The organism is Kribbella antiqua (assembly GCF_004345665.1).
Classification (GTDB): domain Bacteria; phylum Actinomycetota; class Actinomycetes; order Propionibacteriales; family Kribbellaceae; genus Kribbella; species Kribbella antiqua.
In genome coordinates this window covers 207,630-233,446 of record NZ_SLWR01000010.1, presented here as the reverse complement: position 1 = coordinate 233,446, position 25,817 = coordinate 207,630, and the positions used below count along the sequence as shown (strand labels likewise).

The following is a 25,817-nucleotide window of genomic DNA, read 5'->3' as shown; positions in this document are numbered from 1 at the left end:
TCTGGAGTGGGAGTCTGGGGGCATGATGCCGAAGACCAGCGAACAGGCGATCGCCGAGTACGACGTGGTCGCGGCCGGGCTCGAGTCCGCCGGGGTGACCCGCGGCAGCATGTTCGGCATGCCGTGCCTCAAGGTCGGCCGCAAGGTGCTCGCCGGGATGTTCGGCGACGCGATGACGTTCAAACTGCCGCCGGAGCCACGCGAGAAGGCGCTGACGCTGCCCGGCGCGGAGCCGTTCGACCCGGGGATGGGCAAGCCGATGAAGGAGTGGGTGCTGATCCCGCTCGCTCAGTCCTCGTCCTGGCCGACGTACGCCGCCGAGGCCCTGGACTACGTCCGCGGATGAACCTCATCTGCCCGGCCCGGATCCTGTTGCCGCTCGACCTCACCGTCGATGACGCCGAACGAATCGCCCAGGTGTACGCCGCTCCGCCCGCAGCGTCGGTTGGCGAGCGCCTGGCTGAGCGGCTCGGCGTCCGGCTGACCGTCATCCCGTCAGCCGACGAGGCCGAACTGCAGTCGATCGCCGACCTCCACCGTGGCGAGACCGTCGTACTGCTCGGGGTGGACCTCGGGCTGCGGTTGCCGGCGGTTGTCGAACACAGCGGCGACGGGTGGAGCGTCGTACCGAATGACAACGACCTGACGCTGGCGACGTACGAGCAGGCGGCCGAGCGCTTCCGGGAGTCGATTCCCACCGAGCCCAACCACCTGGTGATCGACCTGCTCGCCGAGGCCGTCGCCCCGGGCGCGCGGGTGCTCGAACTCGGCAGCGGCACCGGCCGCGACGCGATCGAGCTGGAGCGGCGCGGTTTCGTCGTACGGCGTACTGACGCCACGCGGGCCTTCGTCGAGATGATGCGCGCTGACGGGTACGACGCCGAGCTGCTGAACGCGGTCACGGACGACTTCGGCGGCCCGTACGACGCAATCTTCGCCGACGCGGTCTTCCTGCACCTCGACCGGACCCAGCTGGCTCAGGTTTTGCGTAAGGCAGCGCAGGCCGCCCCAGTCCTCGCCTTCGCCACCCGCGAAGGCGACGGGGAGGAGTGGTCGAACCGGCGCCTCGACCTACCCCGCCATTTCGTCCATTGGCAGGAGGAGCCCCTGCAGGACCTGCTCACTACCACCGGATGGACCGTCCAGACCTTTGCGCGTAGCCAGAGCGGCGACTTCACCTGGTTCCACGTCCTGGCGACACGCTCGTGATGCGCGCCGGGATCATCCTGCTGTCGCGTGACGGGCTCGCCGCGATCGAGCGGGTTCGGGTCGCCGGTGGTGTTTGACGAGGTGTGAGGTTTGACTCTTGGGTGACTCAGCTCATGGGCGGACCAGTGGTGGTACTGGCACACTGCGGGGCATGGGTCGTGAGTTGAAGACGGTGGGTGTGGTCGGACTCGGCACGATGGGCGCCGGGATTGCGGAGGTGTTCGCGCGGAACGGGCTGACCGTGGTCGGCGTGGAGCGCGACGAGGACGCGGCCGAGCGTGGCCGCGGGCACATTCAGCACTCGACCGACCGGGCGGTGAAGCGCGGCAAGCTGTCGGTCGAGGAGCAGCAGGCGCTGTTCGACCGGGTCACCTTCGCCACCTCGATGGAGGCGCTGGCCGACTGCGACCTGGTCATCGAGGCGGTGATCGAGCGGCTCGAGCTGAAGCGGGAGATCTTCGCCGCGCTGGACAAGGTGGTCCGCGAGGACGCCATCCTCGCCACCAACACCTCGTCGCTGTCCGTCACCGAGATCTCGGTCGCCACCGAGCGGCCGCGACGCGTCGTCGGCATGCACTTCTTCAACCCGGCGCCGGTGCAGGAGTTCGTCGAGGTGATCAAGACTGTCGTCACCGAGCCCGACGTGGTCGAGGACGTCCTCGCCCTGGCCCGCCGCCTGGACAAGGTCCCGGTGGTCGCCGCCGACCGCGCCGGCTTCATCGCGAACGCCCTGCTGTTCGGCTACCTCAACCACGCGGTCTCGATGGTGGAATCGCGCTACGCCACCCGCGAGGACGTCGACGCGGCGATGCGGCTGGGCTGCGGCTACCCGATGGGCCCGCTCGCGCTGCTCGACCTGATCGGCCTCGACACGGCGTACGAGATCCTCGACACGATGTACAAGCAGGGCCGCAACCGCCTGCACGCTCCGGCCCCGATCCTCAAGCAGATGGTCACCGCCGGCCTGCTCGGCCGCAAGACCGGCCGCGGCTTCTACACCTACGAGGCGCCGGACTCGCCGGTCGTCGTCGACGACGAGCACACCCCGTCGACTTCAACCGCTGGGCCGGCGGTCCGCCCGATCAAGCAGATCGGTGTGGTCGGCTCCGGCACGATGGCCGTCGGCATCATCGAGGTCTGCGCCAAGGCCGGGTACGACGTACTTTATGTTGCCCGCGGCACCGAAAAGGTCGACCGGGTCCGGGCCGGCCTGGAACGCTCCCTGGAGAAGGGCGTCCAGCGCGGCAAGCTCTCGTCGGAAGAGCGGGACGCAGCGCTCCGCCGGATCGTCGGTACGGCGAAACTCGACGACCTCGCGAGTGTCGACCTGGTGGTCGAGGCTGTGGTCGAGGAGCTGAGCGTCAAGCAGGCGCTGTTCGAGACCTTCGACGAGATCTGCAAGCCAGGCGCGATCCTGGCCACCACGACGTCGTCGTTGCCAGTCATCGACCTCGCGATGGCGACCAAGCGGCCGGCCGATGTGGTGGGCCTGCACTTCTTCAACCCGGCGCCGGTGATGAAGCTGGTCGAGGTGGTGAGCACGGTCAGCACGTCGCCCGACGTCGCCGACACGGTCGCCGGGGTGGCTGTTGCCGCTGGCAAGCATCCGGTGCGGTGCGGCGACCGGGCCGGGTTCATCGTCAACGCGCTGCTGTTCCCGTACCTGAACGACGCGGTCCGGATGCTCGAGGCGCACTACTCGAACGTCGACGACATCGACGCCGCGATGAAGCTCGGCTGCCGCCTCCCGATGGGCCCGTTCGAACTGCTCGACGTGGTCGGCCTGGACGTCTCGCTGGCGATCCAGCGGACGCTCTACCTGGAGTTCCGCGAGCCCGGCTTCGCCCCGGCACCACTCCTTGAACATCTGGTGACGGCGGGTTACCTGGGCCGCAAAACCGGTCGAGGATTCCGCGACTACAGCTAACCTTGGGGGTATGCCCGAGGGGGAGCGCAAGCACATCGCCGAGGCGCTCGGCGGTGACCCGGTCGTTCCGCCGAACGACGAGGAGCGGGTTGAGCGCGAGCGGGTCCGGAACCTGATCGAGACGGTGGCCGCGTGCTACCACACGCTAGCCAACCGCGAACTCGACACCGGCCGCAGAACGGAGCTGACCGCCAAGCTCGCCTTTTACGACGCCGAGCTCCGCCGCCTTCACTCGATGTCGGCCGACGAACGCCGCGAGGTGATCCGCACCTACCCAGAGCTGCTCCGGCGGTTGCGGGCCGAGATCGACAGATGACTCTCGAGCTGACGGCGCACGAGGCAGAAGCACTGGTCGCCTGGCGGTTCGCCCAGATCACTCCGCCGCAGCGGCCGGTGCGGCAGGCCGGAGCGCATCCCATGGCTGTGCTGATCGGAGGTACCCCGGGCACGGGCAAGTCGACCATCCAGTGGCTCCTGCAAGCGTCGCTCGGCGCGGATTCGGTCGCCGTGTACGACTACGACGACGACGCCAAGGCGCATCCCCGGTACGACGCGATCATGCGGGAGCACGGTCTGATGGGCCAAGAACTCGTCGTCCAGCACCTGCCGCCCAAGCTGTTCTCCCGCTGCCTGGATCACCTCCGGCGCAGCGACCCGCCGTACGACCTGATCGCCAGTGCGCCGCTCGAGACCGCGGACGTGACGAGGCGGTGGATCGACGGTTTCCACGCCGTGGATTACCGGGTCCCGCTCGTCTACGTCGTGACGAACGAGGCCAACAGCGCGCTCGGCCGGGCGAACCGGTACCAGCTGGCGCGGGACGACACCGGGATCGGCCGGTGGGTGGTGGATCCCGGCCTGGGTCCGCGCGCCGATCGCGCCATTCCGGACAATGCCCTCGCGATCGAGGCCGCGTCGTACGCCGACGATCTGTACATCGTCGACCGGGACGGCTACGTGCTGTACGAGAACCACCGCGGCGACGACGGCCGGATGCCGCCGCCGCACCTTGCCAGGCAGGAAATGCTTGCCGAGCGCAACCGTCCGCCGACGCAGGAAGAGCACGACCTGTTCGTCGCGACGGCGGTTCCGCTGCTGGACCGGACCGACCTGGAGCAGCCGGTCGCCGATCTGGTTCGGTGGACGTGGGACAAGCATGCGCAGCGCGGCGCGCCACAGCCCATCACCCGGGCGCCCCTGTACCGCCTCGATCAGCGCCTGATCGCCCTCCACCGAATCACCGCCGCCGGCGTCGCACCCCCGCAGATGACCAGCTCGGCCATGACCACCGCGCGCGGAACCTCCGGCCGGTCACCCACCGGCAGTCAGCGCCAGCGGGCCGAGACCGACAGATGAGGACGACCGGTTCCGGTTGGGCGGGGTGTGGAGCGTGCGCAACGTCGTACAGACTCCGAGCGGTGTTGCGTTCGAGGCGCGGTGGCTGCAGTGGCTGAAAACCTGTCCCGAAGTCCGCGGTCGACGGCCTAGGCTCGGGCGGGTGGAAAGACGTGTGCTGGAGCCGATGGCGTTGCGTGCCGATGCCGAGGGGCAATGGGTACGACGTTGGACCGGTGACGACTGGTTCGCCGACGCCGACGGCTGGGTGCGAGAGCGCTTGGCCGCCGGCGGAGTCGCTGTCTCCGGCGCACCGGTGCCGTACAAGATCCGCTTCTGGGCAGCAGTCTGGTGCTATCCGACGGACCACGGCTGGTTCTGGTTCAAGGAGAACAATCCCGGGCAGGCGTTCGAGGCCGCTCTGATCGGTGCGCTGGCAGATGTCCTACCGCAGCACGTCGTTGCGCCACTCGCGATCGATCCGGACCGCGGCTGGTTGCTGACGGCCGACCAAGGCCCTGTGCTCGGCGATCAGGAGGGCGCGGATTGGCGCCGGCTCGTCCTCGAGTACGCCGAATTCCAGCGCGACACCGTTGGGGTTGAGGACGCACTGCTCGCCAGCGGGTTGACCTCGCTCGAGCCGTCCCGTTTGCCCGAGGCCGTGAGCCTTGTGGCTGATTGGTTCAACGCTTTGACGATTGACCATCCGCTGCGCCCGGGCCCGGAGATCCTGTCCGGCCTACGACGTGCAGCCGACGGTGTGGCCGAGGTGGAGAAGTCGCTGCCGGGCGTCGTACCGATGGCTCTTGATCAGAACGACCTGCATGCGCGGAATGTCTTCAGGCCCGATCCGGCCGGGCCGTACCATTTCTTCGACTTCGGTGACGCGGTTTGGGGTCATCCGTTCGCCACGTTGGCCGCTGTGCGTGAGGATGTCGACGATCACGTCGTGACGGCGTACCTGGAGAAGTGGTCGGACCTCGCGCCCATCGACGTACTACGCAGCGAGCTGGAGATCGCCGAGCCGCTGCACACGGTGCATCGGATGGTGTCGTGGCATCGGCTGCTGCGGCACGCGGACGAGATCGAGTGCGCGGCCTGGGTCGAGAACGTCGAGTACTGGCTGGACGCGCTGGTCAGGGCTTACGGCTCGGCTTCCGCGTAGTCGCCGCAGGGGCCGCCGCCGACGGCTGCATTGAGTGTGGCCGGGCGACGGTCGGGTCGGACCAGCGGGTTGTAGAAGGCTGCGATCTCGGTGCTTGCCTCGGGCACGTAGTGGAAGATCAGCGAGCGGCGGAAGCGGTCGGCCGACGTGTTCGGGCGTGAACCATGGACGACGCTGCCATGGAAGAACAGCACGTCGCCCGCCCGCATCCGGATCTCGACGCGGAGCTGGGCACGATCGTCCTCGTCCGGCCGGGCACTCCGCACGACTACGGGACGCGGGGTGAGCGGTGGCACTTCCTCTATGCGCATCTGCATCCCAAGCCGGACTGGCTGCCCCTGCTCGACTGGCCGGAAGTTGCCTCCGGCATCCTTCAGCTTCGGCCGGCCGCACCTGCCGCTGAGCGGATCGCCAGTCGGCTTCGCGACGCCGTACGGCATCAACACAGTGTCCTACCGCAGGGCGAGCAGCTGAGCGCGAACGCCCTCGAAGCCGCACTGCTCTGGTGTGACACTCAGAATCCCAAGGCGGTGCGGATCGATGATCGACTGCTGCGTGTCATCGAGCTGATCGACCAGGACCTCAAGGCTCAGTTGGACGTCCCCGGGTTGGCGCGGGCGGTCAACCTGTCAGTGTCGAGGTTCGCGCATCTGTTCCGGGAGCAGCTCGGTGTCAGTCCGCGGCAGTTCGTCGAACGCCGGCGCCTGGACGCCGCCTGCCGGCTACTCGAACTCACCCGGCGGTCGATCGCGTCCATCGCGGCCGAGGTCGGGTACCCGGATCCGCTCTATTTTTCCACCCGCTTCCGCCGGCACACCGGCACCAGCCCGACCGCCTACCGCCGTTAGGCCGATTGGGATCGGCGCTGCCGGAGATCCGAGGTGATCGCGGCCAATTGTGAGCTTGCCCGCTCCAACAGCGAGACGGACGGCATCTCGCCGTGGACGATGTGGTTGCGGACCCTGCGAAGCCAGGTGATCTCGTCCTGTTCGTCCTCGGTCAGCAGATCGGACTGCTGCAAGATCCACATGATCGGCGCACCGCGGAGCTGCATCGGTCCGACATGGTCGCGAACGTCCGCCTCGAACTCGCTCCACTCAGCCAGGAACCGCCCGCTTTCGTCGTACGCCTGGGACTCCGTCACCGGACGGCCGCCCGGCGGTTGGTGGTCTTCCCGGATGCGCCGGTAGAGGGTGTAGCGGCCCAGGTTGTCGCCGAGCAGCCCGTCGACGAGCTGCTCGGCGATCGGCCGGCGCTCCAGCTCGATCTGCAGGATCTCGAGGTAGGGATCGAGCGCCGTAGGGGTGTTCAGGTCCAGCGCCAGCAGCAGTTCGAAGAGCAGGTCGACCCGGCCGAGCTCGGCGTCGGTGACCGGCTCCTCGGAATGCATGCCGATGCGGTTGAGCAGGAACGCCGCCAGATCGTAGTGATTGGTGATCACCCGCTCGCCGCTGGAGACCCTGAGCTCGGCTGCCTTCTGCAGCAGCTGGAGGGCGACCTCACCCGCATGCACCAGGCCGTTCAGCTGATCGAGGATCCGGTGTTCCTGCTCCGACAGTTCGCCCTGCAACGGTTTGTAGATCAGGTCATGCTCGACTTCGGACCACGCGTGCATCAGCACCGAGGCGACCTGGATCTCGATCCGCGCCAAGCTGTACCGCTGCTGCGACTCCGACAGATCAGACTCCGCGAGCTGGACCCGATAGTGCGTCGCGGTGTACCCGGGGAACCTGTTCGGCTGCGTCGACGCGCCTGGTGCGAACTCCTTCTTCGGCTCGAGTGGCCGGAACAGCCGGCCGATGGCCTTGTCGAGCTGGTCCGACTCGTCCGGGTAGTAGAGAGCGACCCGCACGCCGGCCAGATCCACGATGTCGTCGTAGATCTGGGCCGGGGTCTGGTACTTCTTCCCGCGGTGGCGCTTGCGGCACTTCTCTTCCAGCCGGGTGATCGACTTCGCCCGGAAGGTGACCAGCGAGCGGACTCCGGCGGCCCGCAGATCGGACTCGAGCATCTCGGCGGCCAGCCGGCTGGCCTCGGCGTAGAAGTCGTACTCCTTGGTGTACTGCGCGATGAATTCGTCGATCAGGTCCATAGTCCCCACCTCGTGCCGGGTCCCCCACTGTAGTGGTGGGACGGTGCGCAGGCTGGGCTCGCGGAGGCTTTACTCTGCTCACTATGACTCGTTCTGTGACGGTGGTGGCGGCCCTGTTCCTCGTGCTGGGTCTCGGGGCCTGCGCGCCGGAAGACAGCTCCAGCGGTACGTCGTCCCCGTCGGCGGCGGACGCTTGTACCAAGGACAAGCTGGCGGTGAAGACGGCAGGCACCTTGGCCGTCGGTACCGACAAGCCGGCGTACGAGCCCTGGTTCAGCAACAACGACCCGAGCAACGGCAAGGGCTACGAGTCGGCGGTCACCTACGCGGTGGCGAAGAAGCTCGGGTTCGAGGCGGCCGAGGTGAAGTGGCAGACGGTCCAGTTCAACACCGCGTTCGCGCCGGGGCCGAAGAAGTTCGACCTCGACGTCAACCAGGTGTCGATCTCGGACGACCGGCGCAAGGCGGTCGATTTCTCCTCCGGGTACTACGACGTCCGGCAGACCGTCATCACCACCGCGGGCAGCAAGATCGCCGGGGCCAAGTCCATCGCCGATCTCGCCGACGCCAAGCTGGGCGCCCAGGTCGGTACGACGAGCTACACGGCGATCCGCGACCAGATCAAGCCGAAGCAGACGGCAGCGCCGTACGACACCAACGACCTCGCCGTGCAGGCGCTGAAGAACAAGCAGATCGACGGGATCGTGGTGGACCTGCCGACCGCGTTCTACATGACCGCGGCGCAGCTCGACAACGGCAAGATCGTCGGGCAGTTGCCGGCGGCGGGGCAGACCGAGCAGTTCGGCTTCGTGCTCGAAAAGGGCTCCAAGCTGACCGGCTGCATCTCCCAGGCAGTCGACGCGCTGAAGGCCGACGGCACGCTGGCCAATCTCCAGAAGCAGTACCTGACCGAGTCAGGCGCGCCCGAGCTCTCGTGAGCTCCTCCGGTGTGAGCGACTGGCGACCGTCGGCGCTGCAGCAGGAACGGATCGCGTACCGGCGCCGGCGGGCGCAGCGGTCCACCCTGATCGCGGCGGTGAGCTCGATCGTGGTGCTGGTGGTGGTTGCCGTCGGCATCGGCTCGACGCCGGGCTGGCCGCGGGTGCGGGACACGTTCTTCGACGTCCACCGCGGCTGGCAGGCGCTGCCGACCGTCGCGCAGGGCCTCTGGCTGAACATCCGGGTGATGCTGGTCTGCGCCGTCCTGATCGTGATCATCGGGATGGCGCTGGCGATCATGCGGACCCTGCGCGGGCCGATCTTCTTCCCGCTCCGCGTGTTCGCCGCGGCGTACACGGATGTGTTCCGCGGGTTGCCGCTGCTGCTGGTGATCTTCCTGCTCGGCTTCGGCGTGCCTGCGCTGCAACTGCGCGGTCTCCCGAACCAGGCGGTGATCTGGGGTGGCGCCGCTTTGGTGCTGACCTATTCGTCGTACGTCGCCGAGGTGTTTCGCGCGGGCATCGAATCGGTGCACCCGTCGCAACGAGCGGCCGCGCGGTCGCTGGGCTTGTCGTATCGGCAGACGTTGCGCTTCGTCGTACTGCCGCAAGCCGTGCGCCGGGTTCTGCCGCCGTTGCTGAACGACTTCGTCAGCCTGCAGAAGGACTCCGGGCTGATCGCGGTCCTCGGGGTGATCGACGCGATCCGCGCGGCCCAGCTCGAGACGGCGATCGACTTCAACTTCACGCCGTACGTCGTGGCCGGGCTGCTCTTCGTCGCGCTGACGATCCCGCTGACCCGGCTGACCGATTACGTCGCCCGCCGACAAGGCTGGTACGGCGGGGGAGGTGGTCCGGTGTGAGCCTGCTGTCGCTGCGGGGAGTGCGGAAGGCGTACGGCGCGAACGTCGTACTCGACGACTTCGATCTGGACGTCGACGAAGGCTCGTGCGTCGTACTGATCGGCGCGTCGGGATCGGGGAAGTCGACGCTGCTGCGCTGCGTCAACCTGCTCGAGACCGTCGACGACGGCGTGATCTCGCTGAACGGTGTGGACATCACCGATCCGCGGGCCGACGCCGACAAGATCCGGTCCGGTATCGGCGTCGTCTTCCAGTCCTACAACCTGTTTCCGCATCTCTCGGTGCTCGACAACGTCACGCTGGCCCCGATCCGAGTTCATCGAGTACGCCGGGATGTCGCGCGGGCGCGGGCACTCGAGGTGCTCGACCGGGTTGGGCTCGCGGACAAGGCGTCGGCGAAGCCGGACGAGCTGTCAGGTGGTCAGCAGCAGCGTGCCGCGATCGCGCGGGCGCTGGTGAACTCGCCGGCGCTGATGCTGCTCGACGAGATCACCTCGGCGCTGGACCCGGAACTGGTCGGCGAAGTCCTCGACTTGCTCCGCGACCTGCGCTCCGACGGCATCACCATGCTCATCTGCACCCACGAGATGGCGTTCGCGCGAGAGGTCGCCGACCAGGTGTGCTTCCTGCACCACGGGCGTCCGTTGGAGATCGGCCCGCCCGACCAGCTCTTCGGAAACCCCCGCGAGCCCCGCACCCGCGAATTCCTCAGCCGAATCCGCCAGCGCGAGGGGTGACCGGTTTCGTCAGCGTGACGACAGGTAGGTGAGGACCGCCATCACCCGGCGGTTGTCGTCTTCTGAGGGTGGCAGGTCGAGTTTGGCGAAGATGTTGTTGGTGTGTTTGCTGACTGCCTTCTCGGTGACGAAGAGGGCGTTGGCGATGGCGGCGTTGGAGCGACCTTCCGCCATCAGGCCGAGGACCTCGGACTCCCGCGGCGTGAGCCGGCTGATCGGTTCGTCGCGAGTGTTGCGGGCCAGCAGTTGGCCGATCACGTCCGGGTCCATCGCCGTGCCGCCGCCCGCGACCCGTCGTACCGAATCCAGGAACTCGGCGACGTTCGAGACCCGGTCCTTCAGCAGGTAGCCGACCGCGCCTCCGCCGCCGGTCAGCAGTTCCCGCGCGTACAGCTGCTCGACGTACTGCGACAACACCAGGATCGGCAGCCCCGGCACCTGCCGGCGCGCCTCGATCGCGGCCTTCAGCCCCTCGTCGGTGAACGTCGGTGGCAGCCGTACGTCGACCACGGCCACATCCGGCCGGTGCTCCACCAGCGCGGGCACCAGCCGGGGACCGTTGTCGACCGCCTCGACGACCTCGAAGTCGTGCGCCTCCAGCAGGCGGATCAGGCCGTCCCGGAGGAGGGCGTGGTCTTCAGCGATGAGGACTCGCAAGGCAGCTCCATGATCACGGTGGTCGGCCCGCCCGTCGGGCTCACCACGGTCAACGTACCGTCGAAGGCGGCCAGCCGCCGCTCGATACCGTACAGACCCCCACCGGGCTTGACCTCCGCACCTCCCACGCCGTCGTCGCCGACGATCATGTGCAGCTTCTCCTGCTCATGGGTGATCTGGACCCAGGCCGTCGTCGCCGCCGAGTACTTCACGGCGTTCGCCAGCGCCTCTGCGATCGCGAAGTACGCCGCCGACTCGACTGGCGCTGGTGGTCGCCCCGGCACGTCGAAGGTGACGTCGACCTTGAACGGGCAGGACAGCGCGAGCGCCTTGACCGCACCTTCCAGCCCGCGGTCGGCCAGCACCGGCGGGTGGATCCCACGGACCAGGTCGCGCAGCTCGGACAGCGCCGTACTCGCGGATTCGCGCGCCTCCGTCAGCAGAGCCGCCGCCTGCGCCGGGTCGCGAGCGACCATCTCCTCGGCCATACCGAGGTTCATGCTCAGCGCGGCCAGCCGGGCCTGGGCGCCGTCGTGCAGGTCGCGCTCGATCCGGCGCAGCTCGGCCGCCTGAGTGTCGACGGTCTCGGCCCGGGACTCGGCCAGCTCCCGGACCCGGATCGCCAGCTTGGCGCTCTCGGTCGGGCCGAGCAGCGACCGGGCCATGAACGCGTTCGCCTTCAGCAGCCGCTCGCCGGCGGCCTGCCAGATCAGGAACGCCAGCAGGGCGACCGGCAGCAGCAGGAAGCTGGTCCAGAAGTTCACCGTGAACAGTCCGCCCAACGGCTCGGTGAAGACGCCCTCCGGCGTGACGCCGACGAGCAGCGGATAGACCAGGTAGAAGAGCCCGGCCAGGAACAGGACGGCGGACAGCAGATTCAGCGTGAACCCGACGACCGCGTTCACCAGCAGCCAGGCGATGTCGCGCCAGGTCGCCGGGTCGGTCAGCGTGGTCCGCAGCCACATCAACACGCCTGGCATCGGTGGCTTCTTGTACGGCCGTGGAATCGGCTCGCCGAGGACACCGGCCAACATGGTCCGGTGGCAGTTCGCGAACCAGCGAGTGGCCGGCACGAAAGCGAGCAGCATCGGGATACCGACCCAGACCGCGATCAGCGGCACGGCCACCACGTTCAGCACGAAGAAGGCGATCCCGAGCTCAGCCAGAATCGCCAGGAACAGCGCGACCCACGGCTGCGCAAGCTTGGGATACCGCATCGGCGGCGACTGTGTGGCAATGGTCGTCATGGTCTCTCCCGTGTCCAGAGCCGGTACGGCGTGGCCCGGCATCCACCATCATGACCGAGCGTAAGGCTCTGGGCAGTGGGGCTAACCCCCCTCTGTTCCCGGGAGTTTGCACCCCGGCCGATCCGGGTGCTGGCAGGAGTGTGCTCAGCCGTTAGGGCGACGAGGCTTGATGACGTACGCTGGCCGTGGCTGTACGCCTAGGCCCCCACCGCTCTGAGACGAGGACCTGAATGGCTCAGCCATTGGCATCACCCGCTACTTCCACGCGCCTTGCCACCAAGGGCAGCGACTTCGCGCCCCTCCTGCGGGAGATCAAATCCGCCGGGCTGCTCGAGCGTCGTACGGCGGCCTACGCGATGGCAATCGGCATCAACCTCGCCCTGATGGCCGCGACCTGGGCGGGGATCGCGATCCTGGGCAGCTCCTGGTGGGTGCTCTTCCTCGCGATCCCGCTCGGCATCCTCACCACCCGGGCCGCGTTCTTCGGCCACGACGCAGGTCACCAGCAGATCGCGGGCTCGCGCAAGCTGCACGACTGGATCGGCATGCTGCACGGCAACCTGCTGCTCGGGATGAGCTACGGCTGGTGGAACGACAAACACAACCGGCACCACGCCAACCCGAACCACACGGACAAGGATCCGGACGTCGGCGAAGGCGTGCTGGTCTGGACGCTCGAGCAGGCCGAGGGCCGCACCGGCGTGCACGGCTGGCTGAGCCGTAACCAGGCGAAGATCTTCTTCCCGCTGCTTACGCTCGAGGGATTCAACCTCAAGGTCTCCAGCATTCGCTTCCTGCTGGGCCGCCCGCGCCGCGAGGCCCAGGTCGAGCTCGGCCTGATGGCCGCCCACCTGGTGCTGTACTTCACCGCCCTCTTCCTGATCATGTCGCCGGGCCAGGCGGTGCTGTTCGCGCTGATCCACCACATGATCTTCGGCCTGCACCTCGGCAGCGTGTTCGCGCCGAACCACAAGGGCATGGAGATGCCCGACGGTGACGAGCAGTGGGGTCACCTGGAGAAGCAGGTGCTGACCTCGCGGAACGTGAACGGCGGTCTGGTCACCGACTGGATGATGGGTGGGCTGAACTACCAGATCGAGCATCACCTCTTCCCGAGCATGCCGCGGGCGAACCTGCGCTTCGCCCAGCCGATCGTCCGCGCGTACTGCGAACGGATCGGCATGCCCTACCTGAGCACCGGGCTGGTCGAGTCGTACCGGATGGGTCTGCAGCACATGCACGAGGTCGGCAGCGAGCTCCGCGACCAGCGCTGACCGTCGTTCGGCGCGGCGATGCGGGTTTCCCCGTGTTGCTCAGGAAAAAACTTCACGAGGTGCGGCGCCCGGGTGGCGGATCGGTTACGGTTCCTGCTCTCGGGGCCGCCCACCTTGTGAGGAGATCTGCATGACGGATAGATCCGGTTTGAGTCGGCGTGGCTTGCTTGGCGCCGTCGCCGGAGTGACCGCTGCCACCGCTCTGCCCGCCGCTCCCGCCTGGGCCGCGGACGACCCACGGCCCGGCGCGGTGAACCGCCCGAACCTGGACCGGTACGACCGTCAGATCGTGGCGAACCTGTCCTCGGAGCGGGCGCTGCGCCACCTGGAAGTGCTGTCGGAGGACATCGGGCCGCGGATCGGCGGTACGGCGAGTGAAAAGCGCGCGGCGGACTACATCGCCGGCCAGCTCGACAAGTTCGGGTACAACACGCGGCTGGAGCCCTTCCCGGTCGCGGACAAGTTCATCGCCCAGATCGAGGACGTCCGCGGCATCCTGCCGGACGACCTCTGCTGGCAGGCCGGCGCCGCACCCGGCGGCAAGCTCGACGTCACCGTGGAAGGTCCGGTCCGTGACGTCGGCCCGGCAACCGCCCCGGTCTGGCCGGCCGACGTCACCGGCGCGATCGTCATCACGGACGACACCGCGGCCGCGCGCCCAGCCTTTGTCGCGGAGGCTGTGGCGCGTGGAGCCGTCGGTGTGATCCTGCTGCCGGCCGACCTGGTGTTCCCGCGCCGGGCGTCCGCGTTCCAGCCGGCTGGACTGACCGACGCGCCGATCCCGGTGATCGGGGTGGCGCAGGTGCAGAAGCGGCTGATCCGCGAGGCGCTGGCCGTAGTCAACACACTGCCGTTGCGGATCAGTACGACGGCGCACCGCGGACTCATCTCGAACAACGTGATCGGCGAGCGCCGCGGTCGCGGTGCGAACTCGCCGATCGTGATGGTGAGTGGTCACTACGACTCGGTGATCGGTGCGCCCGGCGCCAACGACGACGGCTCCGGGACCGTGCTGACGATGGAGCTGGCGCGGGTGTTCAGCCGGATCCCGACGAGTGCGACGCTACGGTTCGCGCTCTGGGGATCGGAGGAGCAGGGCCTGATCGGGTCGCGGTACCACGTGGCGCAGCTCGCGCAGGACCAGCGCGATCGCTACAAGGCCGTCTTCCAGAACGACATGGTCGCCACCAGCTGGGACCCGGCGATCACCTACTGGCTGCTGTCGTTCACCGGTCTCGCCAACACCGCGACCGACGCCGTACGCGCGGCCGGTGTGCGGCTCGGGTACGACCCGCAGATGGTCGGTCCGGTCCAGCGCGGCGCGTCGGACCACCAGTCGTTCCAGGAGGTCGGCATCGCGTCGGCCAACTTCTCCTGGCGCGGCGAGATCTCCCCGGCGTTCCTCGAACCGCCGTACCACTCGCCCGAGGACACCATCGCCAAGAACGTCAGCCTGGAACGCCTCCAGGTCTCGATGGAACTCATCGGCACAGCGGCGTACTCGGTAGCCCGCAGCTGACAGCCGTAGCCGGGGTGGTCCATGGCTCACCCCGGCGTGAGCTGGGTCATACAGCTAGCCTTTAAGGGCTATGTCGCCCGGCAAGAGGAAGCCTTCCAAGTGGCAGCGGCCCGTGAGTGACCGGCCGCTGCTTGGTGGTTCCCAGGTGCGGGAGGAGCGGGCCGACGGAGAGTGGATCGTACGGCGGGTGTCCGGGTCCGCGTCGAGCAAGGCGTACCGCTGCCCCGGCTGCGACCAGCTGATCCCGCCCGCCACTCCGCACGTGGTGGTGTGGCCGGAGAACCCGAGCCTGCTTGCCGCGATCGGCGGCTCCCAGTCCCTCGACGAGCGACGACACTGGCACACGGCCTGCTGGCAACGCCGCCGATGAAAGGTTGTCGATGAAGCTCCCGGTCACGTCGTACGGCGAAACTGGTACGCCGGTCGTGGTGATGCACGGACTGTTCGGGTCCGGCCGGAACTGGATGACCGCGGCCCGGCGGCTCTCGTCCGCGCACCGGGTGTTCGCGCTCGACCTGCGCAACCACGGCTCGTCGCCGCACACCGACACGATGAGCTACCCGGAGATGGCCGACGACGTACGCGAGACGATCGAGTCGCTCGGCGTCGGCCCGGTCGCACTGGTCGGGCACTCGATGGGCGGCAAGACCGCGATGCTCACGGCGCTGCGCTACCCAAGTGTTGTCGAGCGGCTGATCGTGGTCGACGCCGCTCCGGTCGCCTACCCGCCGGCCTTCGTCGAGTACGCGCGGGCGATGCGCACCGCCGACCTGTCCTCGGTGCAGCGTCGCTCCGACGTGGATGCTCAACTGGCCGACGCCGTACAGTCACCCGGCACCCGCGCCTTCCTGCTGCAAAACCTGATCCTCGACGACGCCGGCGCTCGCTGGCGCCCGAACCTCCCGGCGATCGAGGCCGCGCTGCCGTCGATCTCCGGGTGGCCGCCGGACCTCGAGGGCCTGACCTACGACGGCCCGACCCTCTTCATCTACGGCGGCAAGTCGGATTACGTCCAGCAGGACCACCGCGCGACGATCGCGTCGTACTTCCCCCAGGTCCAGTACGCCGAAGTCCCCGGAGCCGGCCACTGGGTCCACGCCGAACGCCTCGACGACTTCCTCGCCGTACTGACCCCCTTCCTCCCCTGACGGTCCGGTGTAGACCGACAGGATGTGTTCGATCCCGGCATGGATCGCTGAGCGCGGACAGCCCGTCCGCGACCCCAAATCTGGCGATACCTCCTGTCGTTGTGCACGGCCGTAGGCGCTTGTAGCCGGGCGACCGTCCCACGTCAACGATTTCTGCAGGTTGTTGCAGTTTGTGTAACGACGGCTACTGGCCGCGCGATGTCCCGACTGCTTGACCCATGGATGACCCGCCTAGTCATCCGTGCTGTCCCGGTCGAGCGGGGAGTGGGGAATCGTGTTTGTCCTGGATCGTTCGCAGCGTGCCCGGGTGCAGAAGTTCCCGCGGTTCGTGGCCGTCCTGGTGTCGGCGGCCTTACTGGTCAGTGGCTTGGAGGCTCGGCAGCCCGCGGAGGCAGCTCCCGCGGCGGATCCGAAACCGGCGGCGCCGAAGGTGAATTCGCGCCCGGATGTGGTGTCGGCGTCGGTGACGGCGCGGTCGCAGGGGAGCCGTGTCGAGGTCGAATCGATGCGTACGGCAACGTCCACGACGTGGGCGAACCCGGACGGCACGATGACGACCGACGCGCATACGGCGCCCGTTCGGTTCAAGGCCGCCAACGGTGCTTGGTCGCCGGTCGACCTGACACTCGCGAAGGGCACGGATGGTGCGGTAGCGCCGCGTGGCCACCAGTTCGGTCTGCGCCTCGGCAAGCGGAACGCGGCCGCCGGGCAGGTGTTCGCGTCGGCGACGGCCGGTGCCGGCCGGCAGGTCGAGTGGCTGGCGCCGTGGAAGCTTCCGGAGCCCGGTCTCGCCGGGACCAAGGCGACGTACGCCGAAATCCAGCCGGGCGTGGACCTAATGCTGGACGCGCGGCGGAGTGGGTTCGAGGCCGACTTCGTGGTGAAGCAGCGGCCGGCGACCGCGCCGGTGTGGCGGATTCCCTTGCGGACAAAGGGTTTGACGGCTCGCCAGTCGAAGGATGGCGCGATCGAGTTCGTCGACGCGAAGAGCATCGTACGGTCGCGGATCCCGGTCGGACAGATGTGGGACGCCGTCAAGGACGAGCACACGGGCATGCCGGCGAACGCGGCGCCGGTCGCCATGTCGCTGGAGAAGGTGTCGGCGGGTAAGGCGACGCTGGTGCTCGCGCCGGATGCGAAGTGGTTCATGGATCCGGCTCGAGTCTTCCCGGTGACCGTGGACCCGACGTACGCCGTCACGACGCTGCTGCCGACCTTCGACACCTGGGTGCAGAGCGCGTACCCGGACGACCTGTCCGGCACGATCGACCTGCGCCTCGGCAAGAACGGGACGCACACCGAGCGCACCTTCATGAACTTCTCCACCGCCCCGTTCGCGGGCAAGGACGTCCTGTCGGCCACGCTGTCGATCTGGCAGTACGGCGCTGTGTCGTGCACCCCGTCGACGGTGTACGTCCGGGCGATCCAGCCGGTGTCGACCGACACGCGGTGGTCCAACCAGCCGACGCTCGGCACGGTCTACGGTCAGCTGACTGCTGCCAAGGGCTACACGGGATGCCCCGGTGGTCGGCTCTCGATCCCGATGACTTCGCTGGCGCAGGCCTGGTCGAACGCGTCTTACACCGTCGGCGGCCTGGCGCTGGTCGCGGCGAACGAGGCGGATGTGAACTCCTGGAAGCGGTTCTACGCCTCCGGCGGCCCGGCTGACCCGTACATCTCCTTCACCTGGAACCGCCCGCCGAGCATCCCCGACACGGTGCAGACCTCCGAGGCCGTCGCGTACGCGGCGCCGGGTGAGTCGACGTCGTCGATGTACTCGCCGAGCCTCCGTCCGTGGGTGAAGACCAAGGCAACGGATGCGGACGGCAACACGGTCAAGTACATCTACGAGTTCTACACCGAGCCCTTCACCGTCCGCGGCACCTGCACCTCCTCGGTGTACGCCTCCGGTACGACGGCCGGCTGCCGCCCGTCCACCGACCTGCCGGACAACACGCTGCTGTACATCCGTGCCAAGGCCAACGACGGCCGCCGCGACGGCCCGTGGACGAATTACCAGACCCGCCTGCGCACGGGCAGCCAGGCCCCGGCTGAGCCGGTGGTCTCGTGCCCAGCGCCGTACAACGTGAACAACTCCTGGCAGGACAACGCGCCGACCGCGGATGTGGTCTGCACGATCACCGCGACGGGCACCGGCTACAACGCGCCCGGCTACATCCGGATCACGGTCGACGGCAAGCCGCTGGCCACGAACTTCACCGGTGGCGCCGCGGGTCAGATCAAGATCACGCCGTCCAGCGACCCCGCGGTCGCCAAGTACGTCGTGACGATCCCCAAGGGGACGCCGGGTCTGCACCAGATCACCGCGCAGGCCGAGACCCCGGCCGCGAAGCTGTCGACGGTCAAGACGCACAGCTTCGGCTGGGGCGGCACGTCGCTGACGTCGCCGACCGCTTCGCCGCGAATCACCACCGCGAACACAGTCCGGATCTCCGCCTCTGGGCCGCCGAAGGGCTCGTCGTCCTCGGTGACCGCGCGCGTTCGCTGGCGCGTCTCCGGGTACGGCGGCGCCGACGACCTGGTCGGCTGGAACGAAGACGCGACCGTCCTCCCGGTAGTCGACAACGGCGCCGGCGGCGTTACGGTCAGCACCTGGTGGGACACCAACAACGCCAAGATCGACAACAACCTCGACTCCGACCCCGATACCGCCGGCGTCCAACCGACGACGCTGAACGACCGAGTGCCGGTCAAGCTCGACCTCCAGGTCTGCTTCACCTACGGCACGACACCCCAGTGCACGTGGTCGCAGACCCCGGACACCACGATCCAGCGCGTACCGCATGCCTTCGGCAACGGGTTCCCAACCGCCGACGCCGGGCCGGGTCAGGTCGCGCTGTGGACGGGTGAGTTCAACACGTCGACGACCGACATCTCGGTGCCGGGTTACACGGGTGATCTGTCGATTTCCCGGTCGCACATGACCTATGAGACCCCGACCGACCAGATCAACGGCGCCTTCGGCCAGGGCTGGACCGCCCAGTTCGACGGCGCCGACGCCGGCGCCGCGGGCATGCAAGTGATCGACTCCACCAAGCTCGACGGAACCCTCGTCCTTCTTGACGACGACGGCACCAGCCTGATCTACGAGTCACCGTCAGGCGAGCGTCGTACAACGGCCGCCTTCGAGCAGGGCGACTGGGTCCCGGTCGACGAGGACACCGACCAGGACGGATCCCGGCTGACGGTGACCGGTTCGGGTTCGTCGATGGTGCTGTCGTACACCGAGGATGACGGCACCGTCACCACCTGGAACCCGGCGGCCGCGCCGGTCGCGAACGCGGCGACGTTCTTCCGCGCTGCTGGTATCTCTGAGCCAGGCGTTGCTGGCAAGACGGCGTTCTCCTACGACGGCAACGGTCGTGTCGTAAGGATCCTCGCGCCTGCGGCGCCGGGGGTGACGTGTGGCGCTTACAACCCGTCCTCGCCGCTGACCGGGATGAACCCGGGCTGCCGCGCCCTGCACTTCATCTACACCACGATCGGCGCGACGCGGGTCCGGCTCAGCGAGGCCTGGCTGGACATCTACAACCCGGACAAGTTGCCGGCCGCGGGGATGGACTCGATCAAGGTCGCCGCGTACACGTACGACGTCAACGCCCTGCTGACCAAGGTGACCGATCCGCGGTCGGGGCTGGCGACGGAGTACACCTATAACGCCGCCAACCACCTCACCTCGGTCAAGCCTGCAGGCGAGGTGCCGTACCAGCTGAACTACGTCACGGTCGACCAGCGCGAGAAGCTCGACTCGGTCACCCGGGCCCGCCCGGCGGGCGATCCGACCGGTGGCACCGCCACGCTCGGCAAGTACGTGTACGACGTCCCGCTGTCCGGGACCGGCCTGCCTGACCTGTCCGCGACCTCGGTCGCGCGGTGGAATCAAAAGGCCACGCCCACTAACGGGTTCGCGGTGTTCGGGCCCGACCACCCGCTGAGTGGCGCGCCGACGTCGGATGATTGGCAACACGCCGACCTGCAGTACACCGACGCCGCCGGATACACCATCAACACTGCGAAGTACGGCGCCGGCGACTGGCAGTACACCTCCACCGATTACAACGAGCAAGGCAACGCGGTACGCGAACTCGATGAACGCGCGTTGCGCGCGGTCATCGATGCCTCGATGCCGGCCGGCGCCACCGTCGACCAACTCGCGACGCTGACCGTCTACAACCCGGAGATCAAGAACGCCGCCGGCGACACCGTGCTGACCCCGGCCGGCACACTTGTCACCGACACCTATGGTCCGTCCCGGTACGCCGCACTCAAGAGCGGCACGACCGCGTGGATCCGTCCGCACGCCCGTATGAGTTACGACCAGGGTGCGCCCAACAACGGGATCAATCCCGACACCAACGTGCCGTACCGGCTCCCCACAACCGAAACGTCGTACGCTCACGACCCCGGCACCGGGACCGACGTGGAGGTCACCAGTCAGACCCTAACCGACTACGGCCCGGCGATCCCGGGTGACGCAGACGGGTGGGCCCTCGGTCAGGTCGGTAAGACGATCACCGATGTCGATCTCGACGGCACCAACAGCTCAGGTGACATCGTCCGGCTTACTCGCCACGACACCGAAGGCGGCGTGATCGAGACACGGCAACCGGCATCGAACGGAGCTGACGCCGGTACGACGAAGACCGTCTACTACACCACTGCCCCCAACGCGACGTTCGCCGAGTGCGGTTCGAAGCCGCAATGGGCAGGCCTTGTCTGCAAGACCTACCCGGCCGCGGCGCCGACCGGACCGTCTGGTCCGACCTCCACGCTGCCGACCACCACAATGAAGGCATTCAGCTACTTGCTCGCCCCGACGTCGGTCGAGGAGAAGTCCGGTGCCGTGACCAGGACCACCTCGACGACGTATCTACCTGACGGCCGCACGTCCTCGACCAAGATCACGGTCGCCGGCCTCACCGGTTCCACACCGAACACCGAGAAGGTCACTACCTACGACCCCACCACCGGGGATCCCACTGTGGTGACCGCAAAGAACGCGAGCGGTGCGACTGTCAGTAGCGTGACAATCGGGTACGACACCTGGGGCCGCCAGACTTCGTACCAGCCTTCCGGTGAGCAGTCCACCACGACTGTCTATGACGCCGCAGGCTCCGTCGCAACCGTCACGGACGCCACTGGCACCACGAGGTACACCTACGATGGTGCAGACGCCAATGGCAAAACCGAGCGCCGGGGCCTGATCACCAAGGTGGAAGTCACCACTCCCAGCGCCACCTGGACCTCGACCGGCGCCTATGACGCCGACAGCTCCATGACGGTCCAGAAACTTCCCGGAGGCGTCACCCGGTACAACGACATCGACAACGCCGGCGAACCCATCGGCCTGCGCTACACCGGGCAAGTCACCACCGTCAACGATGATGGCAGCACGACGGTCGATCCCAACGGCGCATGGCTGTCATGGTCCCTGGAGAACGACATCACCGGCCGCGTCGCTCACGAGTGGACGCCCGACGGCAACGCCTTCACCACAACGACCGGCGGAGCTATCCCCTCCAGCCGCACCTACTCCTACGACAACGCCGGCCGCCTAGCCCAAGTGAACGACCGCACGGCCACTGCGGCCGGCACCGATCTCACCACAGTCCCGTGCGTAACCCGCACGTATGGATTTGACGTCAACGACAACCGGCTCACCAAGGGCACTGCCCCTGCGGCGTCGGACAAGTCCTGCAGTACGTCAGGCGCAACCGTCGTGACCCGGGCGTTCGACACCGCCGACCGTCCGGTCACCGGGGCCAACGGCGTCGGCGACTACGCGTACGACGCGCTTGGCCGAACCACCAGCGTTCCGGCGTCGGACGCCCCACATCCCGCCGATGGCGCGGTCACACTCTCTTACTACGACAACGATCTGGCTCAAGCGATTACCCAAGGCGGCGTCACCACGTCCTACCTGCTCGATGCCAGCGATCGCCGATCCGTGGAGACTGTTGCCAGCGGCACCACAACCACGCAGACGACTCGGCACTACACCGATGCCACCGACAACCCGACGTGGGTAACGACCGACGCGGGCTGGTATCGATACGTCGAGTTGATCAGCGACGACCTCTCGTTGATCGTCGAGGATGATGGTCAAGCCGACTTGGCCTTGTCGAATGCTCACGGAGACATCGTGACGACCGTCGACGTCCCGGAGTCGGGTGTGCAGTCGAGCGGCATCCAGGGCTGGAGTGGATACGAGGAGAATGGTTCGCCAACCCAGCAGACGATTTTGCAGACAGGGGCCTTGAGCTATGGCTGGCTGGGTGCGAAGCAGCGTGCGGTAAGTGGGGCCGGTCTGACCCTCATGGGTGTACGGGTCTACAACCCGACGACAGCGCTGTTCCTCTCGGTTGATCCCGTACGAGGCGGCGGCGCGAACGCATACGCCTACCCCACTGATCCGGTGAATAAATTCGACCTCGATGGCCGCCGATGGTGGGACGGCATCGGCGACTCGATCAAGTCGGCGGTGCGGAAGGTCGGCAGGGCCGGCAAGAAGGCTTGGGGTCACGCGAAGAGTTTCGGGAAATGGTCCTGGGGCCACGCAAAGCGGTTCGGCAAGTTCGCGTGGAAGCACACGAAGCGGTTCGGCAAGTTCGCGTGGAAGCACACCAAGCGGTTCGGCAAGTGGGCGTGGAAGCACACCAAACGGTTCGGCAAATGGGCATGGAAGAGTAAGAGATTCATCGGCAAATGGGCCCTGCGCATTGGCAAGAGGGCCGGTCCAGTAGGCTGGGGCATCGGCTGCGTTATAGGCGGTGGGAATTCGTACTGGTCCTCTGGCAACACCGGCATCCGGCGTATCATCGATGGGCTGGTGGGATGTGTGCTCTGAGCGAGTGACTCTGTCATATGTGCGAGCCCACCCTTGGAAGGCAATCGGGTGGTGGTCCACGTTCGTCTGGGTGATCGCTGTCCTGGCGCTCTTCATCGGAGCTGAAAGACTGCACCGCTTCCTGTTCTTCGTGGGAGCCACGCTCGTAGGTGCACTTGCTGTAGCCGGTATTAAGATTGTTGACAGGCTGAAGGGATAACGACCTCGAGGCAAGGAAATGCCTCATTCATGGTTCCACCGATTGGCATCACCTTGCTGACACGGGGATCAGAAAGACACCGATAGGTCCGGGCGAATGAATCCCGATGGCGCCGCCACCTCCGGGTGGCGGCGCCGCCCTGCAATGTCAGGATGTATGCGGCGCTATGCCAGTTCGACGGCACTTGAGACCGATGCGCATCGCCGAATTGCCGTATGCCCCTCGGCTTCATCACCGGCCGCGAGGGACCTCGAGCAAGCCGTCAACCTCGGCCGCGGTCTCAAGGATGGCCGCCAAAGCTAACCGCACCTCCGCACGGTCGCCGCCGAACTCGATCAGGAACTCTGCGCCCCTTAGATGCTCGGTACGTCGTTCCAGAAGTAGAGGTGGAGGTCGACGAGCGTGTCCATCGTGCCGAGTTCGTCCCACAAGCCCCCAAGGGGAAGGAATGGCTGATCCGCCACCCTAGGTTCCACCTGCACTTCACCCCTACCAGTTCGTCGTGGCTCAACCTGGTTAAACGCTGGTTCGCCGAACTCACCAACTGCAAACCGCGCCGCTCCGTCCACCGCAGCGTCACCGAACTCGAAGCCGACGTCCGCGGCAGGATCAACGAATGGAACGCCGATCCCAGACCCTTCGTCTGGACCAAGACCGCCGACCAGATCCTCGACACCCTCGCCGCCTACTGCACGCGCAGTAACGACTCACGACACTAGGGTTGTGTGGGAGTTGAGGGCTTCGATTTCGGACAGGGACTTTCGGTACCACTTCTCGCTGTGTTGGAAGAGGTTGGAGATGGCGGAGAAGCGGTAGTCCCATTCGCAGAGGTCCCAGGGGTAGTCGCGGACGCCAGCGGTTTGCAAGCCTTCCCAGTAGTGGCGCAGCAATGGGCGATCACGCGCTAGTCGTTCGTCGGTGGGGACTGCGGTTAGGCAGTAGGTGAGGTCGTGGGGCCGAGGCCGGGCTTGGCTTCTGACCAGTCGATCACCTGCGGGCGTACGTCGTTGGGTGCGAAGAAGATGTTGCCGAGGAAGTGGAAGTCGCCGTGGATCAAAGTGATGCCCGAACCGTCGGTGACGCGGGGGCGGAACTGCTGCGCCCATACGGAAGAAGGTCGTCGAGTACCGCGCGCTCGGCGTGCTCGAGCTCCGTGGCCTCGGCGAAGCACTTCTTGGCTTCGGAGCGGGCGGCTGCGGCGTGCTTGGTAATCACTTCGGGTGGCCAGGCTTGCGCCGTGCTGGTCGCTGACGACTCGGGATCTGCGGAGTTCAGCAACTCGTGCGGTACGTCGTTCCGAAGTGGACGTGGAGGTCGACGAGCGTGTCGATGGTGCCGAGTAGTTGCGCCTCTGACACGTGCGTGCCGGGCGTGCGGTAGCCGGCGGCATTCAGGTCTTCGCTCAGCAGCAGGATGCGGTCACCGGTGTCATGGACACCCAGCAAGTGTGGTGCTGGATGGTTCCACTGTGGCGCGACCTTGCTCGAAGAAGCGCACTTCACGACGCGCCCCGGCCGCCCCAGCGCCGATCGTGTGCTTCCCGATCACAGTGAGGTCGGGCCGATCCGCAAACAGGATCCGCAGTCGCGCAACCTCGGCCGCCGACGCCGCGAACATCTCGAGCACATCCACCGCGACCGCCTGCACAACTAGCGCCGCACTCACGTCCCCCGCAGAGAACGCCGGACTCATCGAAGGCTCAGCCCGCTCGGAGGATTGGCCAATCTCTTCGGATCTATCCACATCCCCAACCGTAATGAGACTGCAGTTGTTGTTGGTCATCGGGCGACGATAGGAGCGTGCGCCCGTCGGGTGGGGGGAGCGGTGGCGCGATCGGCGCGCCGACTGCCGTCTGGCGATGTCCGGCTTCCGGTCGTCTACAGTGTGTTTATGGACGACCAGCAGATCGACATCGACGCATTGCGGGAGCGGTTCCCGTGGGTCGGGCTGGCGAGCATCGATGAGCCCGAGTTGTCTGTGCGTTATCGCGAGATACTGGCCGATGCTCGGAAGGACCGTGAGATCGTGGCTGCGATCGAAGCGGCGCGGCGGAGCGCGTGACTGCACTGCTCTGCGACTCTGGTCCGCTCATTGCCACTTTCAACGTTCGCGATGTAAATCATGAGCGCTGTGCCCGGTTGCTCGCCGGATGGAACGGCAGGCTGCTGGTTCCAGAACCGGTCCTCGGCGAGACCTGCAACTTCCTGCGCAACAATGTGCGCAACGGTCCGGCACTCGAAGTGCGCCTCTTGGAAGCTGTGACCCGTGGGACCGAGGCGTTCGAGGTCGTCAACCCGACGAGTGAAGATCGTGAACGTGCCGCCGAGCTCAGTGCGCAGCTCGTGTCTGGGCCGCTGGGATACGTCGACGGCATTGTCCTGGCCATGGCTGAACGCCTTCGTGAGCCGGCGATCGCCAGCGTTGATTTCAAGTTTCTCGGTATGGCTACGCCTGTCTGCCGTCTACGGCCATTGCGCTGGGTCTTGCAGGAAGGCTGACGTGCCGACCAGCTCGTGCTGACCGTCTGTCCGGTCGCGCCTTCGGCTGTGGCTCCGCTGTGCCGCGTAAAGCTCCGCTCTGGCTCGTGCTTCGCGAGGTGCTGGTGGCGACTCCACCTGTTGTCGACAAGCGGGCGACGA

Annotated in this window: 24 protein-coding genes and 1 pseudogene; 18 read left to right on the top strand and 7 right to left on the bottom strand. The window is 67.2% G+C overall.

What is annotated here, in order from left to right:
* Positions 1-22 precede the first annotated feature (22 nt).
* The 6 genes from EV646_RS27520 to EV646_RS27495 all read left to right on the top strand — a co-directional run bounded on the left by EV646_RS27520 (position 23) and on the right by EV646_RS27495 (position 5,636).
* Positions 23-346, top strand: a complete 324-nt coding sequence (locus EV646_RS27520) for a hypothetical protein (RefSeq protein ID WP_132153569.1) — start codon at positions 23-25, stop codon at positions 344-346.
* Positions 343-1,209 (top strand): methyltransferase domain-containing protein, encoded by an 867-nt coding sequence (locus tag EV646_RS27515; protein ID WP_132153567.1) that lies wholly within the window; start codon positions 343-345, stop codon positions 1,207-1,209. The genes EV646_RS27520 and EV646_RS27515 overlap by 4 nt, the downstream gene beginning before the upstream one ends.
* Positions 1,210-1,360: 151 nt before the next feature.
* Entirely contained in the window at positions 1,361-3,136 is a 1,776-nt protein-coding gene (locus EV646_RS27510) for a 3-hydroxyacyl-CoA dehydrogenase family protein (protein WP_132153565.1), read from the top strand.
* 10 nt (positions 3,137-3,146) lie between these two features.
* The gene (locus EV646_RS27505) at positions 3,147-3,452 is read left to right on the top strand and encodes a hypothetical protein (RefSeq protein ID WP_132153563.1); all 306 of its coding nucleotides are present in this window, start codon (positions 3,147-3,149) and stop codon (positions 3,450-3,452) included.
* Positions 3,449-4,492, top strand: a complete 1,044-nt coding sequence (locus tag EV646_RS27500) for a zeta toxin family protein (RefSeq protein WP_132153561.1) — start codon at positions 3,449-3,451, stop codon at positions 4,490-4,492. Before EV646_RS27505 ends, EV646_RS27500 begins: the two co-directional genes overlap by 4 nt.
* Positions 4,493-4,634: 142 nt before the next feature.
* On the top strand, positions 4,635-5,636 hold the full coding sequence (locus EV646_RS27495; protein ID WP_132153559.1) for an aminoglycoside phosphotransferase/kinase family protein: 1,002 nt from the start codon (positions 4,635-4,637) through the stop codon (positions 5,634-5,636).
* On the opposite strand, the gene EV646_RS27490 is transcribed toward EV646_RS27495, so the two are convergent.
* On the bottom strand, positions 5,615-5,845 hold the full coding sequence (locus tag EV646_RS27490; RefSeq protein WP_241996366.1) for a phytanoyl-CoA dioxygenase family protein: 231 nt from the start codon (positions 5,843-5,845) through the stop codon (positions 5,615-5,617). The genes EV646_RS27495 and EV646_RS27490 overlap by 22 nt on opposite strands.
* Between EV646_RS27490 and EV646_RS27485 the strand changes: the two genes are divergently transcribed.
* Positions 5,816-6,484: a helix-turn-helix domain-containing protein gene (locus EV646_RS27485; protein ID WP_241996365.1), complete on the top strand. Its 669-nt coding sequence runs from the start codon at positions 5,816-5,818 to the stop codon at positions 6,482-6,484. The two genes, EV646_RS27490 and EV646_RS27485, sit on opposite strands and share 30 nt — an antisense overlap.
* Here the strand turns inward: EV646_RS27485 and EV646_RS27480 are convergent.
* Complete coding sequence (locus tag EV646_RS27480) at positions 6,481-7,728, bottom strand: RelA/SpoT domain-containing protein (protein ID WP_132153555.1); 1,248 nt, start codon at positions 7,726-7,728, stop codon at positions 6,481-6,483. The genes EV646_RS27485 and EV646_RS27480 overlap by 4 nt on opposite strands.
* Positions 7,729-7,811: 83 nt before the next feature.
* Here EV646_RS27480 and EV646_RS27475 point away from each other — a divergent pair, with 83 nt between their 5' ends.
* The 3 genes from EV646_RS27475 to EV646_RS27465 are packed head-to-tail and all read left to right on the top strand — an operon-like array spanning position 7,812 to position 10,266.
* The gene (locus tag EV646_RS27475) at positions 7,812-8,666 is read left to right on the top strand and encodes an ABC transporter substrate-binding protein (RefSeq protein ID WP_132153553.1); all 855 of its coding nucleotides are present in this window, start codon (positions 7,812-7,814) and stop codon (positions 8,664-8,666) included.
* Between the two features lie 11 nt (positions 8,667-8,677).
* On the top strand, positions 8,678-9,529 hold the full coding sequence (locus tag EV646_RS27470) for an amino acid ABC transporter permease (RefSeq protein WP_241996364.1): 852 nt from the start codon (positions 8,678-8,680) through the stop codon (positions 9,527-9,529).
* Positions 9,526-10,266, top strand: a complete 741-nt coding sequence (locus EV646_RS27465) for an amino acid ABC transporter ATP-binding protein (RefSeq protein ID WP_132153551.1) — start codon at positions 9,526-9,528, stop codon at positions 10,264-10,266. Before EV646_RS27470 ends, EV646_RS27465 begins: the two co-directional genes overlap by 4 nt.
* Before the next feature lie 9 nt (positions 10,267-10,275).
* Here EV646_RS27465 and EV646_RS27460 read toward each other — a convergent pair whose 3' ends face one another.
* Positions 10,276-10,923 carry a response regulator gene (locus EV646_RS27460; RefSeq protein ID WP_132153549.1) on the bottom strand — a complete coding sequence of 216 codons (648 nt, stop codon included), beginning with the start codon at positions 10,921-10,923 and terminating at the stop codon, positions 10,276-10,278.
* On the bottom strand, positions 10,875-12,170 hold the full coding sequence (locus tag EV646_RS27455; protein WP_132153547.1) for a sensor histidine kinase: 1,296 nt from the start codon (positions 12,168-12,170) through the stop codon (positions 10,875-10,877). Before EV646_RS27455 ends, EV646_RS27460 begins: the two co-directional genes overlap by 49 nt.
* Before the next feature lie 230 nt (positions 12,171-12,400).
* Here EV646_RS27455 and EV646_RS27450 point away from each other — a divergent pair, with 230 nt between their 5' ends.
* From EV646_RS27450 to EV646_RS27425, 6 genes and pseudogenes are all read left to right on the top strand, one after another.
* Positions 12,401-13,444, top strand: a complete 1,044-nt coding sequence (locus tag EV646_RS27450; RefSeq protein ID WP_132153545.1) for a fatty acid desaturase family protein — start codon at positions 12,401-12,403, stop codon at positions 13,442-13,444.
* 130 nt (positions 13,445-13,574) lie between these two features.
* Positions 13,575-14,963: a M28 family peptidase gene (locus EV646_RS27445; RefSeq protein WP_132153543.1), complete on the top strand. Its 1,389-nt coding sequence runs from the start codon at positions 13,575-13,577 to the stop codon at positions 14,961-14,963.
* Between the two features lie 112 nt (positions 14,964-15,075).
* Entirely contained in the window at positions 15,076-15,333 is a 258-nt protein-coding gene (locus EV646_RS27440; protein ID WP_338419284.1) for a hypothetical protein, read from the top strand.
* A gap of 10 nt (positions 15,334-15,343) precedes the next feature.
* Entirely contained in the window at positions 15,344-16,111 is a 768-nt protein-coding gene (locus EV646_RS27435; protein WP_132153539.1) for an alpha/beta fold hydrolase, read from the top strand.
* A 307-nt stretch (positions 16,112-16,418) separates the two neighbouring features.
* Entirely contained in the window at positions 16,419-22,979 is a 6,561-nt protein-coding gene (locus EV646_RS27430; protein ID WP_241996363.1) for an RHS repeat-associated core domain-containing protein, read from the top strand.
* A 576-nt stretch (positions 22,980-23,555) separates the two neighbouring features.
* Positions 23,556-23,897: pseudogene (locus EV646_RS27425) on the top strand (IS630 family transposase); the annotation flags it as partial.
* A gap of 212 nt (positions 23,898-24,109) precedes the next feature.
* Here EV646_RS27425 and EV646_RS40280 read toward each other — a convergent pair.
* From EV646_RS40280 to EV646_RS27420, 3 genes are all read right to left on the bottom strand, one after another.
* Entirely contained in the window at positions 24,110-24,235 is a 126-nt protein-coding gene (locus EV646_RS40280) for an aminoglycoside phosphotransferase family protein (protein WP_241996362.1), read from the bottom strand.
* Positions 24,236-24,449: 214 nt separating this feature from the next.
* On the bottom strand, positions 24,450-24,623 hold the full coding sequence (locus EV646_RS38985) for a hypothetical protein (RefSeq protein ID WP_158291031.1): 174 nt from the start codon (positions 24,621-24,623) through the stop codon (positions 24,450-24,452).
* A complete protein-coding gene (locus EV646_RS27420; RefSeq protein ID WP_158291030.1) occupies positions 24,607-24,960 on the bottom strand; it encodes a hypothetical protein in 354 nt (117 codons plus the stop codon). Before EV646_RS27420 ends, EV646_RS38985 begins: the two co-directional genes overlap by 17 nt.
* A gap of 108 nt (positions 24,961-25,068) precedes the next feature.
* Here EV646_RS27420 and EV646_RS38980 point away from each other — a divergent pair, with 108 nt between their 5' ends.
* Together EV646_RS38980 and EV646_RS27415 are read left to right on the top strand one after the other, a co-directional pair.
* Positions 25,069-25,239, top strand: coding sequence for a hypothetical protein (locus EV646_RS38980; protein WP_158291029.1), 171 nt, complete (start codon positions 25,069-25,071; stop codon positions 25,237-25,239).
* Positions 25,236-25,676: a type II toxin-antitoxin system VapC family toxin gene (locus tag EV646_RS27415; RefSeq protein WP_132153535.1), complete on the top strand. Its 441-nt coding sequence runs from the start codon at positions 25,236-25,238 to the stop codon at positions 25,674-25,676. The genes EV646_RS38980 and EV646_RS27415 overlap by 4 nt, the downstream gene beginning before the upstream one ends.
* Positions 25,677-25,817 lie beyond the last annotated feature (141 nt).

Coding starts and splice junctions, on each gene's coding strand:
- EV646_RS27510 (WP_132153565.1), top strand. CDS start 1,361: ATGGGTCGTGAGTTGAAGACGGTGGGTGTGGTCGGACTCGGCACGATG.
- EV646_RS27520 (WP_132153569.1), top strand. CDS start 23: ATGATGCCGAAGACCAGCGAACAGGCGATCGCCGAGTACGACGTGGTC.
- EV646_RS27435 (WP_132153539.1), top strand. CDS start 15,344: ATGAAGCTCCCGGTCACGTCGTACGGCGAAACTGGTACGCCGGTCGTG.
- EV646_RS27500 (WP_132153561.1), top strand. CDS start 3,449: ATGACTCTCGAGCTGACGGCGCACGAGGCAGAAGCACTGGTCGCCTGG.
- EV646_RS27445 (WP_132153543.1), top strand. CDS start 13,575: ATGACGGATAGATCCGGTTTGAGTCGGCGTGGCTTGCTTGGCGCCGTC.
- EV646_RS27420 (WP_158291030.1), bottom strand. CDS start 24,960: ATGACCAACAACAACTGCAGTCTCATTACGGTTGGGGATGTGGATAGA.
- EV646_RS27480 (WP_132153555.1), bottom strand. CDS start 7,728: ATGGACCTGATCGACGAATTCATCGCGCAGTACACCAAGGAGTACGAC.
- EV646_RS38980 (WP_158291029.1), top strand. CDS start 25,069: ATGGACGACCAGCAGATCGACATCGACGCATTGCGGGAGCGGTTCCCG.
- EV646_RS27515 (WP_132153567.1), top strand. CDS start 343: ATGAACCTCATCTGCCCGGCCCGGATCCTGTTGCCGCTCGACCTCACC.
- EV646_RS27505 (WP_132153563.1), top strand. CDS start 3,147: ATGCCCGAGGGGGAGCGCAAGCACATCGCCGAGGCGCTCGGCGGTGAC.
- EV646_RS27485 (WP_241996365.1), top strand. CDS start 5,816: ATGGAAGAACAGCACGTCGCCCGCCCGCATCCGGATCTCGACGCGGAG.
- EV646_RS27450 (WP_132153545.1), top strand. CDS start 12,401: ATGGCTCAGCCATTGGCATCACCCGCTACTTCCACGCGCCTTGCCACC.
- EV646_RS27475 (WP_132153553.1), top strand. CDS start 7,812: ATGACTCGTTCTGTGACGGTGGTGGCGGCCCTGTTCCTCGTGCTGGGT.
- EV646_RS27490 (WP_241996366.1), bottom strand. CDS start 5,845: ATGCGGGCGGGCGACGTGCTGTTCTTCCATGGCAGCGTCGTCCATGGT.
- EV646_RS27455 (WP_132153547.1), bottom strand. CDS start 12,170: ATGACGACCATTGCCACACAGTCGCCGCCGATGCGGTATCCCAAGCTT.